The sequence below is a fragment of the Micromonospora sp. WMMB235 genome (genome assembly GCF_001855515.1).
Taxonomy (GTDB): domain Bacteria; phylum Actinomycetota; class Actinomycetes; order Mycobacteriales; family Micromonosporaceae; genus Micromonospora; species Micromonospora aurantiaca.
Window position 1 is genome coordinate 6389527 of sequence record NZ_MDRX01000001.1, and the last position, 13916, is coordinate 6403442.

Consider the following 13916-nt stretch of genomic DNA (forward strand, 5'->3'; position numbering starts at 1 on the left):
ATGCACTGCGGCGGCGGTCGGAGCCCGACCGCCGCCACCGGCACGCGCTACATCGGACGAACGTTGTCCGCCTGCGGGCCCTTCTGCCCCTGGGTCACCTCGAACTCGACCTTCTGGCCCTCGTTCAGCTCGCGGTAGCCACTGCTCTGGATGGCCGAGTAGTGGACGAACACGTCCGGGCCTCCGCCGTCCTGCTCGATGAAGCCGAAGCCCTTTTCCGAGTTGAACCACTTGACCGTGCCGGTTGCCATGCGTCTCTCCCTGTTCAATGCGAGCGAGCACCGGCTCCGCGGCCGGTGATCGCCCTGTACCACCCTGACAGTAACCGTCCGGACCGGAATCCGCTGCCGGAAGCGCGCGGCGCGCCCGTGAATACGTGCGCGACCGGAAAAAGACCCCGCCGTCGGGCCGGGCACGGCATGCTTGCCCCGATGAGCAGGCAGACGGCTCTGGCCGACCTGGAGCAGGAGATCGCGGCGCCCGGCGGGGGCCCGGACCGCCTGCGCCTGGTCGGTACGCCGTTCGTGCCGGAGGTGCGCCTGTACCTGGCCGAGGACGCCATCCTGTGGTGGGCCCGGATGGAGGCCGCCGCCGGGCGGTCGCTGCCGCCGCCGTACTGGGCGTCGGTCTGGGCCGGTGGCCAGGCGCTCGCCCGGCACCTGCTGGACCACCCGGAGCTGGCCGCCGGGCGGCGGGTGCTCGACCTGGGCGCCGGCTCGGGGCTGGTCGCCATCGCCGCCGCGCTCGCCGGTGCCGACCAGGTCATTGCCAACGACATCGACCCGTACGCGGTGGCGGCGGTCACCGTCAACGCCCGGGCCAACCGGGTCCGGGTGACAGCCGACGGCGCCGACCTGCTCGACGGGGTGACCGGCGCCGACCTGCTGGTGGCAGGGGACGCGCTCTACGACGCGGGCCTGGCCGCCCGGGTCCTGCCCTACCTGCGGCGCTGCGCCGCACACGGCGTGCAGGTGCTGGTCGGTGACCCGGACCGGGGCCACCTGCCGCCGGACGGGCTGGAACTGGTGGCGAGCTACCCGGTGCCGACCACCGAACCCTCGGTCGACTCCCCGGTACGCCGGGTGCAGGTGCTCCGGCCCCGATGAGCCCGGCTGACCCTAGGGGTCTCCCCGGCCGGGTGTCGGGGACCACTGGGGGATCATGCCCGATGCGCCTGCGTGCCGCCGCCGCATAGCGTGCAGCTCATGAACGAACTCGTGGCCGCCGCCGGTGAGCTGCCCACCACCCTGTTGATGGGGCTGCTCGGCGTGGTCATGCTCGCCGACGCCGTACCCCTGATCGGGGTGCTGGTGCCCGGCGACGCCGCGGTCCTGGCCGCGGTCGGCGCGGGTCGTCCGGCCGGTGGGGCGCTCACCGTCGCGGCGGTGGTCGCGGGCTGCCTGGTCGGCTGGTCGCTGAGTTTCTTCGCCGGCCGGCGCTGGGGCGGGCGGCTGCGGGACAGCCGGGTGGGCGGCTGGATCGGCGAGTCCCGCTGGGCCGCAGCCGAGACGCTGCTGCACCGCGGCGGAGGACGGATCGTGCTGGTGGCGCCGTTCCTGCCGGTGTTCAACGCGTTGCTGCCGCTGGCCGCGGGCGGGCTGCGGATGTCGTACCGGCGGTTCCTGGTCTGCGCGGCGGCCGGGGCGACCGCGTGGGCCGGGCTCTACGTGGCGCTGGGGCTCGCCGCGCGGGCGCTGACCGGCCTGCTCCCCGGGGCGCTCAACCCCACGGTGCTGACCATGGCGGTCGGGCTGCTGCTGGCCGGCCCGGTGCTGCTCGCCACCCGGCGCCGGCTGCGGGCGCTCACCGCCTGACCGCGCCCGGCCCGGCCGTCACGGGGGAGGCCGGGCCGGGCGTCCTCACCAGCCGCGGGCGCGCCACTGCGGCAACGCGGGCCGCTCGGCGCCGATGGTGCTGTCCTTGCCGTGGCCCGGGTAGAACCAGGTGTCGTCCGGCAGCCGGTCGAACAGCTTGGCCTCGACGTCGTCGATGAGCCGGCCGAAGCGCTCCGGATCCTGGTCCGTGTTTCCCACGCCACCCGGGAAGAGGGAGTCCCCGGTGAAGAGATGCGGGGTGCCGGCCGGGTCGCGGTAGAGCAGCGCGATCGAGCCCGGTGTGTGCCCGCGCAGGTGGATGACCTCCAGCCCGCAGTCACCGACCGGCACCGTGTCGCCGTCGGCGAGCCGCTCGGCCTCGATGGGCAGGCCCTCGGCGTCGTCGGCGTGCACCAGCGCGCGCGCCCCGGTCTTGGCCACCACCTCCTCCAGCGCGACCCAGTGGTCCATGTGCTGGTGGGTGGTCACCACGGCGGCCAGCCCGCCGTCGCCGACCAGCTCCAGCAGGCGCGGCGCCTCGTTCGCGGCGTCGATCAGCACCTGCTCGCCGGTGGCGTTGCAGCGCAGCAGATAGGCGTTGTTGTCCATCGGGCCCACCGACAGCTTGGTGACGGTGAGCCGGTCGAGCTCGCGCACGGCCGGCGGACCGCCGGGCGTGACGTCTCCGGTGTAGGTCATGACGATGTTCAGATCCATTCCGGTGGGTTCGGCAGGGGGCCGTCGGGTTCGACGGTGAGCAGCTCGCCCGCGCCCCGGCCGGTCAGCCAGGCGGCGAGTTCCGGCGCGGGGCCGGTGACCGTGGGCGCCCCCTCCGGGTCACCCACGACGAGTTCGGACGCCGCGCCGTCGAAACGCAGCACCATGGCCGGTGCGGCCGGGTTGCCGGCCAGCCCGGTCACCACCTCGTGCAGCAGCCGCTGAGCGAACGCCTCCGGCCAGTCCGCGGGCCGGTAACCGGCCGCCAGGTCGACGTGGTGCACCTCGACCTCGCGCAGCCGCCCCCAGACCAGCATCGCCGCCGGCCACGGGCCACGCCGGGTCTGCACCGTGGCGCCCCAGGCGTCCACGGGCATCGCCGCGACCGCCGCGTCGAAGCGCTGGCCGCTGCGGCGTACGTCGTCCAGCAGGTCGGCCGGGCCGCGGTCGGCGCCGGCGTCGATGTCGTCGGCGCGGGCCTGCGCCGAGGCGTACATCGGGATCTCCTCGCCGGTGCGCGCCGAGGTGAGCAGGTTGACGAACCCGTCGGCGTTGCGGGCCAGGTGGGTGAGCACGTGCGCGCGGGTCCAGCCCGGCAGCAGCGAGGGCGCCGCGACGTCCGCGGCGGTCAGACCGGACACGGTACGCAGCAGCCGGTCGTTCGCCTCGGCCAGCGCGCCGGTCAGCAGCAGGGGGTCGGCGGTCATCGCGTTCTCACCCGTCCGACCCTAGCGGGCCGGACCGGGCCGTGCCCGGGGGGAAATCGCTTTCGGCGCGTCGGCGTGCCACCTACCGTCGGGGCCGACGACATAGGGCCGGCGCCGGACGCGCCGGGCTCCACGTCGTCGGGTACGCGGCACCGGGAGTCGGAGGGGAGGTGGTGCGCATGCCGGTCGCAGCGCGTGTGTTCCGCCGTACCTCCCCTCGACACCGATGAGGACACCATGACTCTCGATCTGACCGCCCTCGGCTGGGACGCCGGCTGGGCGGCCCATCTCGACCGGCGCGCCGGCCACCGTCCCGGGCGGGTCGCCCGGGTGGACCGGGGCGTCTGCACCGTGCTGTGCCCGCAGGGGCCGGTGCGGGCCAGCCTCGGCGGCGGCGTGCTGTCCGCCGCCGCCCGCGACCTGACCGCGCTGCCCTGCGCGGGTGACTGGGTGCTGCTGTCCACCTGGCCGGACGGCCCGGTCACGGTGGAGGCGGTGCTGCCGCGGCGTACCGCGCTGGTGCGGCGTACCGCGGGCAAGGACGCCAGCGGCCAGGTGCTGGCCGCCAACCTCGACGCCGCCGCGGTGGTCGAGCCGGTGCACCCGGAACCGGACGCCGCGCGGATCGAACGGCTGCTCTCCCTGGTGCACGAATCCGGGGCGGAGCCGCTCGTCGTGCTCACCAAGGCCGACCTGGCCGCCGACCCGGCGGCGGTGGCCCGGCAACTGGCCGACCTCGCGCCGGGGGTGCCGGTGCTGCCGGTCAGCGCGGAGCGGGGCACCGGCCTGGCGCCGCTGCGCAGGCACGTCGCCCCGGGGCGCACGCTCGGCCTGCTCGGCCCCTCCGGCGCCGGCAAGTCGAGCCTGGTCAACGCGCTGGCCGGGGCGGACGTGATGCGCACCCAGGCGATCCGCCGGGTCGACGGCAAGGGCCGGCACACCACCACCTGGCGGTCGCTGGTGCCGCTGCCGGGTGGGGGAGCGGTGCTGGACACCCCGGGCGTACGGGCGGTCGGCCTGCTCGACGGCGCGGCCGGCCTGGACCGGGCGTTCGCCGACATCACCGAGCTGGCCGCCGGCTGCCGGTACGCCGACTGCGCCCACGACGCCGAGCCGGGCTGCGCGGTGCGGGCCGCGATGGACGACGGCGAGCTGCCGGTGCGCCGCTGGGAGAGCTGGCGCCGGTTGCAGCGGGAGATCGAGCACGAGGGCGGTCGCCGCGCGGCCCGGCTGGCGGCCGAACGGCGGGGCGGATGGCGGGCCGGGCGGCGACGCACCGGACGTCCGGCGACCCCGCCCGCACCAGGGGCATTCTGAGCCGGCCCGGGCCGGTCGGGTGGACCTGCGTGGTTCCCGCCCGACCGGCCTGAGCTGGGGGAATGTTCGCGCGACGGAAGTTGTCATACGTCGGGGCTAGAGTTGCCGAGGCGTCTTTTCTGCGCCCGACAACCTGTGAAAACCACCCAGACCCGGCGTCTGGTGCACAGATCCGCCTCATATTCTTCTTCCGGGAGCACACGCACCGTGGCCGACCGACTGATCATCCGTGGCGCGCGCGAGCACAACCTGCGTGACGTCAGTCTCGACCTGCCCCGGGACGCCCTGATCGTCTTCACCGGGCTCTCCGGTTCGGGCAAGTCGAGCCTGGCGTTCGACACCATCTTCGCCGAGGGCCAGCGCCGCTACGTCGAGTCCCTGTCGTCGTACGCCCGGCAGTTCCTCGGCCAGATGGACAAGCCCGACGTCGACTTCATCGAGGGCCTCAGTCCCGCCGTCTCCATCGACCAGAAGTCCACCTCGCGCAACCCGCGCTCCACCGTCGGCACGATCACCGAGGTCTACGACTACCTCCGCCTGCTGTTCGCCCGCATCGGCGAGCCGCACTGCCCGATCTGCGGCGAGCGGATCTCCAAGCAGAGCCCGCAGCAGATCGTCGACCGCGTCCTGGCCATGGCCGAGGGCACCCGGTTCATGGTGCTCGCGCCGGTGGTGCGCGGCCGCAAGGGCGAGTACGTCGACCTGTTCGCCGAACTCCAGGCCAAGGGCTACGCCCGCGCCCGGGTCGACGGCGTGGTGCACCCGCTGACCGAGCCGCCGAAGCTCAAGAAGCAGGAGAAGCACACCATCGAGGTGGTGATCGACCGGCTCAGCGTCAAGCCGAGTGCCAAGCAGCGGCTGACCGACTCGGTCGAGGCCGCGCTCGGCCTGTCCGGCGGCCTGGTGCTGCTCGACTTCGTCGACCTGCCGGAGGACGACCCGGCCCGGGAGCGCCGCTACTCCGAGCACCTGGCCTGCCCGAACGACCACCCCCTCGCGATCGAGGATCTGGAACCCCGCGTCTTCTCCTTCAACGCCCCGTACGGCGCCTGTCCGGAGTGCACCGGCCTCGGCACCAAGAAGGAGGTGGACCCCGAGCTGGTCATCCCCGACCCGGAGCGCACGCTGCGCGAGGGCGCGATCCAGCCCTGGGCCACCGGCCACAACCTCGAATACTTCCTGCGGCTGCTGGAGGCGCTCGGCGAGGCCGAGCACTTCGACATCGACACCCCGTGGCGGGCGCTGCCGTCGCGGGCGCAGAAGACGATCCTGCACGGCTCCGACGACCAGGTGCACGTGCGCTACCGCAACAAGTACGGCCGCGAGCGCTCCTACTACACCGGCTTCGAGGGCGTGGTGCAGTGGATCGAGCGGCGGCACACCGACACCGAGTCGGAGTGGTCCCGGGACAAGTACGAGGGCTACATGCGGGACGTGCCCTGCGCGGCCTGCGGCGGCACCCGGCTCAAGCCGGAGGTGCTCGCGGTCACCCTGGCCGGCAAGAGCATCGCCGAGGTCTGCAACCTCTCCGTCGGCGAGGCGGCCGACCTGCTCGCCGGCATCGAGCTGACCGACCGGCAGAAGATGATCGCCGAGCGGGTCCTCAAGGAGATCAACGCCCGGCTGAAGTTCCTGCTCGACGTCGGTCTGGACTACCTCTCGCTGGACCGCCCGGCCGGCACGCTCTCCGGCGGTGAGGCCCAGCGCATCCGGCTGGCCACCCAGATCGGCTCCGGCCTGGTCGGCGTGCTCTACGTGCTCGACGAGCCGTCGATCGGCCTGCACCAGCGCGACAACCACCGGCTCATCGAGACGCTGCTGCGGCTGCGCGGCCTGGGCAACACGCTGATCGTGGTCGAGCACGACGAGGACACCATCCGGGTGGCGGACTGGATCGTCGACATCGGCCCGGGCGCGGGCGAGCACGGCGGCAAGATCGTGCACAGCGGGTCGGTGCCGGCGCTGCTGGACAACACCGAGTCGGTCACCGGGGCGTACCTGGCCGGGCGGAAGTCCATCCCGACGCCGGCCGCCCGCCGGCCGCAGACGCCGGGGCGCGAGCTGGTGGTGCACGGCGCGCGCGAGCACAACCTGCGCAACCTCACCGTGAGCTTCCCGCTCGGCCAGCTCATCGCGGTCACCGGCGTCAGCGGCTCGGGCAAGTCGACGCTCGTCAACGACATCCTCTACACAGTGCTCGCCAACCAGATCAACGGCGCCCGGCTGGTGCCCGGCCGGCACACGCGGATCACCGGCCTGGAGAACGTGGACAAGGTCGTCGGCGTGGACCAGTCGCCGATCGGGCGGACGCCGCGCTCCAACCCCGCCACGTACACCGGTGTCTGGGACCACATCCGCAAGCTCTTCGCCGAGACCACCGAGGCCAAGGTGCGCGGGTACGGCCCGGGCCGGTTCTCGTTCAACGTCAAGGGCGGGCGCTGCGAGGCGTGCTCCGGTGACGGCACGATCAAGATCGAGATGAACTTCCTGCCGGACGTCTACGTCCCCTGCGAGGTGTGCAAGGGCGCGCGCTACAACCGCGAGACGCTCGAGGTGCACTACAAGGGCAAGACGGTCGCCGAGGTGCTGGACATGCCGATCGAGGAGGCGGCCGAGTTCTTCTCCGCCATCCCGGCCATCCACCGGCACCTCAGGACGCTCGTCGACGTCGGCCTCGGCTACGTCCGCCTCGGCCAGCCCGCGCCGACGCTGTCCGGCGGTGAGGCGCAGCGCGTCAAGCTCGCCTCCGAACTCCAGAAGCGCTCCACCGGCCGCACCGTCTACGTGCTCGACGAGCCCACCACCGGCCTGCACTTCGAGGACATCCGCAAGCTGCTGATGGTGCTGGAGGGCCTGGTCGACAAGGGCAACACGGTCATCACCATCGAGCACAACCTCGACGTGATCAAGACGGCCGACTGGCTCATCGACATGGGCCCCGAGGGCGGCCACCGGGGCGGCACCGTGCTCGCCACCGGCACGCCGGAGGAGGTCGCCGAGGTGCCGGAGAGCCACACCGGGCAGTTCCTGCGGCCGATCCTCAAGCTCGACGGCGAGGCCAAGGGCGCCAAGGCGGCCACCACCCGGGCGGCCAAGGCCAACGGCAGCGCCAAGACGCGGACCCGCAAGGTCCCCGCCGGGGCGCGCTGACCCATCCGGTACGCGTTTTCGCAGGCCGGGCCGTCGGTGCCCGGTCTGTGACGCGCCAGTATGAACCGTGCCCCACGCTGGTGCGTGTTTCCGCAGTAAGCCGAGAGAAAGGCCGGATATGAGTGATGATCAGGCGCTGACCCGACCGGTCACCCAGAGCCGCCGTACCCTGCTCACCGGAGCCGGAGCGATCGGCGCGGCCGTGGTGCTCGCGGGCTGCGGCAGCGACGACGACGCGTCCCCCGGGCTCGCCCCGACCAGCGGCGGCCCGCCCGGCGCCACCGCGACCGGCGACGCCGGCGGCGGCGACCGTGACGGCGGCAGCGCGCTGGCGCGCACCTCGGACATCCCGGTGGGCGGCGGCGCCGTCTTCGCCAGCCAGGGCGTGGTGATCACGCAGCCCGAGGCCGGCCAGTTTAAGGCGTTCGACCCGATCTGCACGCACCAGCGCTGCCCGGTGTCGAACGTCGACGGCGGCACGATCAACTGCACCTGCCACAACAGCCGGTTCTCGATCGTCGACGGCTCGGTGAAGGGCGGCCCGGCCACCAAGCCGCTCGCGGCGAAGGAGATCAAGGTCGACGGCGACCAGATCACGCTGGCCTGACCCGTTCCGCGCCCCCGTCGGCCGGTCGTCGGCGGGGGCGCGGTGACGGTCGCGTGTCAGGGGTGCGGACTAGGCTTGACGCCGTGGCTGACCCCTCGACCTACCGTCCCGCGCCCGGCACCATCCCGGAGTCGCCAGGGGTCTACCGCTTCCGCGACGGCACCGGCCGGGTGATCTACGTCGGCAAGGCGCGCAACCTGCGCAGCCGGCTCAACTCCTACTTCGCCGACCCGGTCGGCCTGCACCAGCGCACCCGGCAGATGGTGTTCACCGCCGAGTCGGTCGACTGGATCACCGTCGCCACCGAGGTCGAGGCGCTCCAGCAGGAATACACCTGGATCAAGCAGTACGACCCCCGGTTCAACGTCCGCTACCGCGACGACAAGTCGTACCCCTATCTCGCGGTCACGCTCGACGAGGAATACCCCCGGTTGCAGGTGATGCGCGGCGTGAAGCGCAAGGGTGTGCGCTACTTCGGGCCGTACTCCCACGCCTGGGCCATCCGCGAGACGCTCGACCTGCTGCTGCGGGTCTTCCCGGCGCGGACCTGCTCGTCCGGGGTGTTCAAGCGGGCCGGCCAGGTCGGCCGGCCCTGCCTGCTCGGCTACATCGGCAAGTGCTCGGCGCCGTGCGTCGGCAGCGTCACCGCAGAACAGCACCGGGAGATCGTCGACGGCTTCTGCGACTTCATGGCCGGCCGCACCGACACCATGGTCCGGCGGCTGGAGAAGGAGATGCTCGACGCCAGCGAGCAGCTGGAGTTCGAGCGGGCCGCCCGGCTGCGCGACGACGTCGCGGCGCTGCGCCGGGCGATGGAGAAGCAGACGGTGGTGCTCGGCGACGGCACCGACGCCGACGTGGTCGCGTTCGCCGACGACCCGCTCGAAGCCGCCGTGCAGGTCTTCCACGTCCGCGGCGGCCGGGTGCGCGGCCAGCGCGGCTGGGTGGTGGAGAAGACCGAGGAGCTGACCACCGGCGACCTCGTGCACCACTTCTGCACCCAGGTGTACGGCGGCGAGCAGGGCGAGGCCGACGTGCCCCGCGAGCTGCTCGTCCCCGAGCTACCAGGCGACGCCGACGCGCTCGCCGACTGGCTCACCGCCCGCCGGGGCAGCCGGGTGTCGCTGCGGGTGCCGCAGCGCGGCGACAAGCGGTCGCTGCTGGAGACTGTCGAGCGCAACGCCAGGGACGCGCTGGCCCGGCACAAGCTCATGCGGGCCGGTGACCTGACCACCCGCAGCCAGGCGCTCGACGAGATCGCCGACGCGCTCGCCATGAACACCTCACCGCTGCGCATCGAGTGCTTCGACGTGTCCCAGATTCAGGGCACCGACGTGGTCGCCAGCATGGTCGTGTTCGAGGACGGGCTGCCCCGCAAGAGCGAATACCGCCGGTTCATCGTGCGCGGCGCCACCGACGACCTGTCGGCCATGTCCGAGGTGCTGCGGCGGCGCTTCGCCCGCTACCTCGACGCCCGCGCCGAGACCGGTGAGCTGGGCGAGGAGACCGCCTCCGACCCCGACCGGCCCGGCATCGACCCGACCACCGGGCGACCGCGCAAGTTCGCGTACCCACCGCAGCTCGTCGTGGTCGACGGTGGCCCGCCCCAGGTCGCCGCCGCCGCGAAGGCGCTCGCCGAGCTGGGCATCGACGACGTGGCGCTGTGCGGGCTGGCGAAGCGGCTGGAGGAGGTCTGGCTGCCCGACGACGAGTTCCCGGTGATCCTGCCGCGCACCTCCGAGGCGCTCTACCTGCTGCAACGGGTCCGCGACGAGGCGCACCGCTTCGCCATCACGTTCCACAGGCAGCGGCGCTCCAAGCGGATGACCGAGTCGGCGCTGGACAACGTCCCCGGCCTCGGCGAGGTACGCCGCAAGGCGCTGCTGCGGCACTTCGGCTCACTGAAGCGGCTGTCGTCCGCCACGGTGGAGGAGATCACCGAAGTGCCCGGGGTGGGCCGGCGTACGGCCGAGGCGATCCTGGCCGCGCTGGACGGCTCCACCACCACCACCACCGAAGCCGCCCCCCGCCCCTGACCCGTTCCCCGGCTCCTGCCCGTTCCTGCTCGCGCCCGTTGTCCGGCCCGCCGGCAACGCCCGAGTGGAACACCATGGGTGTCTCCGCCCGCATTTGACACCCATGACGTTCCACCGACGGCGCTGGTCCCGATGGGCGGAAGCGTCATCCCGCTTCCTGGGAGGGTTCCGCGGGTGGTTCGGTGCGGGTTGTGTCGCCACGCGAGGGCGGGTGACCCGTCGTCCCCGCCCCCCGCCCCCCGCCCCCGCCACCCGTCCCCGTCCCGGCCCCGGCCCCGGCCCCGCCCTCCTCCGCGATCTTGCACTTTGGGCCCGTGGAATGCCCGTTTCGCGAGGCATGTCCGGCACCAAAGTGCAAGATCGCGCGCGGGCAGGGGTGGATCTTGTTGCTGGGGCCCGGGATCTCGCGGATCCCCTCCCCGGCTGGTGGGTTTGGTAGGCGGTGTCCGGTTCGCTGAGATGATCGGGGCTGTGGTCGGTGCCATCGTCAGCGTGGAATCGGTGGCGGGCGCGGGGCGTTGTACATGGCTGACCGCCGAGGAACCGGGTCGAGCGCCGGACACCGGCCCGCCCGGCACCCGGGAGCGGATCGCCAGGTCAGGGAATCGGCCCGGCCCGGTCGTCGTTACATCCCCGAGCCGCGGAGCAGGCCCCCCAGGGTCGCCCGCGCGCCAGCCCTATCGACGGGCACCCCCAAGACTTTCCCCCCTTTCGCGCGGCATCCCCCGCCGCGTCATCCCCCACTTCAGGGAGGCAACCATCATGGCTACCACTCTGCTGCGTAAGACCGTTCTGACCGCTGCCGGTATCGCCGCCACCGCCGGCGGCATCGCCGGCCCCGCGATCGCCGCCCACGCCGCCCCCACCACCAGCGTGGTGGCGGACCGCAAGGGCCACGGCGAGCGGGAACTCGACGTCCGCTACGAAGCCCAGCCCAACTTCTACTTCTGCGGCCCCGCCGCCGCCCGCAACGCCCTGAGCGTGCAGGGCAAGAACATCGACGTACACACCATGGCCCGCGAGATGGGCACCACCGAGGCCGGCACCAACAGCATCAACGACATCACCCCCGTACTGAACAAGGAGACCGGCACCAAGGACGCCTACAAGTCGGTCGAGATCAGCACCCCCAAGGCCGACGACAAGCAGACCGACACCCTGCGCGCCGACGTCGTCAAGACCGTCGACGCCGGACGGGCCGTGGTCGCCAACATCGCCGGCACCGCCACCGACACCGACGGCACCACCCACTCCTTCGAAGGCGGCCACTACATCAGCGTCATCGGCTACCGCGACAACGGCAACACCGTCACCATCGCCGACAGCGCCGACCCCACCACCGCCACCTACCGCATGAACATCGACAACCTCGCCGACTGGATCGCCACCCGCGGCTACAGCACCAGCTAAGACCAACACCGCCGCACCCACGGCTGCAAAGCAAGAAACGCAGCCAATGCGGCGAGCACGACCTCGCGGACCAGAGCACCACCGCGTGACCCCCAGCGAGGCCACAGCACACCGGAAGGGCCCGACCCCACCACGGGGTCGGGCCCTTCCGCGTGCGTCAGGACTCGGCGAGGACGGCCAGGATCGCCTCGCCGTACTTGGCGAGCTTGTTCTCGCCGACCCCGTTGAACCGGGACAACTCGGCGAGGGAGGTGGGCGGCTCGGCGGCGATCTGCCGCAGGGTCGCGTCGTGGAAGATGACGTACGCCGGGACGCCCTGCTCCTTGGCGGTGGCCGCGCGCCACGCGCGGAGCCGCTCGAAGACGGGCGCGGCGGCGGGGGAGAGGTCGGCGACCACAGTGGCCGCGCCCCGCGGCTTGGCGGACCGGCCGGCCGGGCGCTCGGGCTCCTTGCGCAGCGTGACGGTACGGCGGCGGCCGAGCACGTCCGCGCTGGCCTCGGTCAGCGCCAGCGTGCCGTAGTCGCCCTCGACCGCGAGCAGACCCTCGGCCAGCAGTTGCCGCACCACCCCACGCCACTCGGCCTCGCGCAGCTCGGTGCCGATGCCGAACGTGCTGAGCGCGTCGTGGCCGTACTGGTCGATCTTGTCGGTGTGCTTGCCGAGCAGGATGTCGATGCTGTGCCCGGCGCCGAACCGCTGGTTGCGCTCGCGGTCGAGCCGGAAGACGGTGGACAGCAGCTTCTGCGCGGCGACGGTGCCGTCCCAGGACTCCGGTGGTTCGAGGCAGGTGTCGCAGTTGCCGCAGTCGGCCACGCCGGTCTCGCCGAAGTATTCGAGCAGTTGGGCGCGGCGGCAGCGGACCGTCTCGCAGAGCGCCAGCATGGCGTCCAGGTGGGCGGCGAGGTTGCGCCGGTGCGCCAGGTCGCCCTCCGACGTCTCGATCATCTTGCGTTGCTGCACGACGTCCTGGAGCCCGTACGCCAGCCAGGCCGTGGACGGCAGCCCGTCGCGCCCGGCGCGGCCGGTCTCCTGGTAGTAGCCCTCCACCGACTTCGGCAGGTCCAGGTGGGCGACGAAGCGCACGTCGGGCTTGTCGATGCCCATGCCGAACGCGATGGTGGCGATCATGACCAGGCCGTCCTCGCGCAGGAAACGCTGCTGGTTGGCGGCGCGGGTCGAGGCGTCCAGCCCGGCGTGGTACGGCAGCGCGGGGATGCCGTTGGCGACCAGGAACTCGGCGGTCTTCTCCACCGAGGCGCGGGACAGGCAGTAGACGATGCCGGCGTCGCCGGAGTGCTCGTCGCGCAGCAGGCTGAGCAGCTGGCGGCGCGGCTCCCGCTTGGGCACGATGCGGTACTGGATGTTGGGCCGGTCGAAGCTGGCCACGAAGTGCCGGGCCTCGGTGAGCCGCAGCCGGGTGGCGATCTCGGTGCGGGTCGCCTGCGTCGCGGTGGCGGTCAGCGCGATCCGCGGCACGTCCGGCCAGCGTTCGTGCAGCATCGACAGGTTGAGGTAGTCGGGGCGGAAGTCGTGCCCCCACTGCGAGACGCAGTGCGCCTCGTCGATCGCGAACAACGCGACCCGGCCGCGTTCCAGCAGGCCGAGCGTGGACCGCACCGCGAGCCCTTCCGGGGCGAGGTAGAGCAGGTCCAGCTCGCCGGCGAGGTAGGCCGCCTCGACCCGGCGCCGCTGCGCGGGATCCTGGGTCGAGTTGAGGAACCCGGCCCGGACACCGACCGCCGTCAGGGCGTCGACCTGGTCCTGCATGAGCGCGATCAGCGGCGAGACGACCACCGCCACACCGTCGCGGACCAGCGCGGGGATCTGGTAGCACAGCGACTTGCCGCCACCGGTGGGCATGAGCACCAGCGCGTCGCCGCCGGCCACCACGTGCTCGACGACCTCCTGCTGGAAGCCGCGGAAGGCGTCGTACCCGAAGACCCGGCGCAACACGTCGAGCGCGTCGCCGGCCGGTGGGGAGGTGGTCCGCTCGTCGGTGGGGGAGACCATCCGCGCAGTCTACGAGCGTCCCCCGACACCGACCGTCCCGGCGAGCCGTCACGAGCGCGGCGACTTGTTCCGGTCGTCACCCCGTGGAATCCCGGGCCGGGTCGCAGCCGTTAGAGTCGCTGATTGACCATGCGCGGCCGACCGGGC

The 13916-nt window shown here is 72.7% G+C and carries 11 protein-coding genes; 7 read left to right on the plus strand and 4 right to left on the minus strand.

Going from position 1 to position 13916, the window contains the following annotated elements; genetic code table 11:
- Nucleotides 1-47: 47 nt before the first annotated feature.
- Complete coding sequence (locus tag BFV98_RS28575) at nucleotides 48-251, minus strand: cold-shock protein (protein WP_013287480.1); 204 nt, start codon at nucleotides 249-251, stop codon at nucleotides 48-50.
- 180 nt (nucleotides 252-431) lie between these two features.
- On the opposite strand from BFV98_RS28575, the gene BFV98_RS28580 reads away from it, so the two are divergent.
- Both BFV98_RS28580 and BFV98_RS28585 read left to right on the plus strand, forming a co-directional pair.
- Entirely contained in the window at nucleotides 432-1106 is a 675-nt protein-coding gene (locus BFV98_RS28580; RefSeq protein ID WP_013475868.1) for a methyltransferase, read from the plus strand.
- A gap of 99 nt (nucleotides 1107-1205) precedes the next feature.
- On the plus strand, nucleotides 1206-1814 hold the full coding sequence (locus tag BFV98_RS28585) for a DedA family protein (protein ID WP_013287478.1): 609 nt from the start codon (nucleotides 1206-1208) through the stop codon (nucleotides 1812-1814).
- Between the two features lie 45 nt (nucleotides 1815-1859).
- Here the strand turns inward: BFV98_RS28585 and BFV98_RS28590 are convergent, their stop codons facing one another.
- Together BFV98_RS28590 and BFV98_RS28595 are read right to left on the minus strand one after the other, a co-directional pair.
- The gene (locus BFV98_RS28590; RefSeq protein ID WP_041784581.1) at nucleotides 1860-2513 is read right to left on the minus strand and encodes an MBL fold metallo-hydrolase; all 654 of its coding nucleotides are present in this window, start codon (nucleotides 2511-2513) and stop codon (nucleotides 1860-1862) included.
- An 8-nt stretch (nucleotides 2514-2521) separates the two neighbouring features.
- Nucleotides 2522-3238, minus strand: coding sequence for a maleylpyruvate isomerase family mycothiol-dependent enzyme (locus tag BFV98_RS28595; protein WP_013287476.1), 717 nt, complete (start codon nucleotides 3236-3238; stop codon nucleotides 2522-2524).
- A gap of 237 nt (nucleotides 3239-3475) precedes the next feature.
- On the opposite strand from BFV98_RS28595, the gene rsgA reads away from it, so the two are divergent.
- From rsgA to BFV98_RS28620, 5 genes are all read left to right on the plus strand, one after another.
- Complete coding sequence (rsgA, locus tag BFV98_RS28600) at nucleotides 3476-4555, plus strand: ribosome small subunit-dependent GTPase A (protein ID WP_013475871.1); 1080 nt, start codon at nucleotides 3476-3478, stop codon at nucleotides 4553-4555.
- 207 nt (nucleotides 4556-4762) lie between these two features.
- On the plus strand, nucleotides 4763-7705 hold the full coding sequence (gene uvrA / locus BFV98_RS28605) for an excinuclease ABC subunit UvrA (protein WP_013287474.1): 2943 nt from the start codon (nucleotides 4763-4765) through the stop codon (nucleotides 7703-7705).
- Nucleotides 7706-7823: 118 nt separating this feature from the next.
- Nucleotides 7824-8312 (plus strand): Rieske (2Fe-2S) protein, encoded by a 489-nt coding sequence (locus tag BFV98_RS28610; protein WP_013287473.1) that lies wholly within the window; start codon nucleotides 7824-7826, stop codon nucleotides 8310-8312.
- 83 nt (nucleotides 8313-8395) lie between these two features.
- Nucleotides 8396-10348, plus strand: a complete 1953-nt coding sequence (gene uvrC / locus BFV98_RS28615) for an excinuclease ABC subunit UvrC (RefSeq protein WP_071098386.1) — start codon at nucleotides 8396-8398, stop codon at nucleotides 10346-10348.
- Nucleotides 10349-11110: 762 nt separating this feature from the next.
- The gene (locus BFV98_RS28620; protein ID WP_071098388.1) at nucleotides 11111-11758 is read left to right on the plus strand and encodes a C39 family peptidase; all 648 of its coding nucleotides are present in this window, start codon (nucleotides 11111-11113) and stop codon (nucleotides 11756-11758) included.
- 157 nt (nucleotides 11759-11915) lie between these two features.
- Here the strand turns inward: BFV98_RS28620 and recQ are convergent, their stop codons facing one another.
- The gene (recQ, locus tag BFV98_RS28625; RefSeq protein WP_071098390.1) at nucleotides 11916-13769 is read right to left on the minus strand and encodes a DNA helicase RecQ; all 1854 of its coding nucleotides are present in this window, start codon (nucleotides 13767-13769) and stop codon (nucleotides 11916-11918) included.
- Nucleotides 13770-13916: the final 147 nt, after the last annotated feature.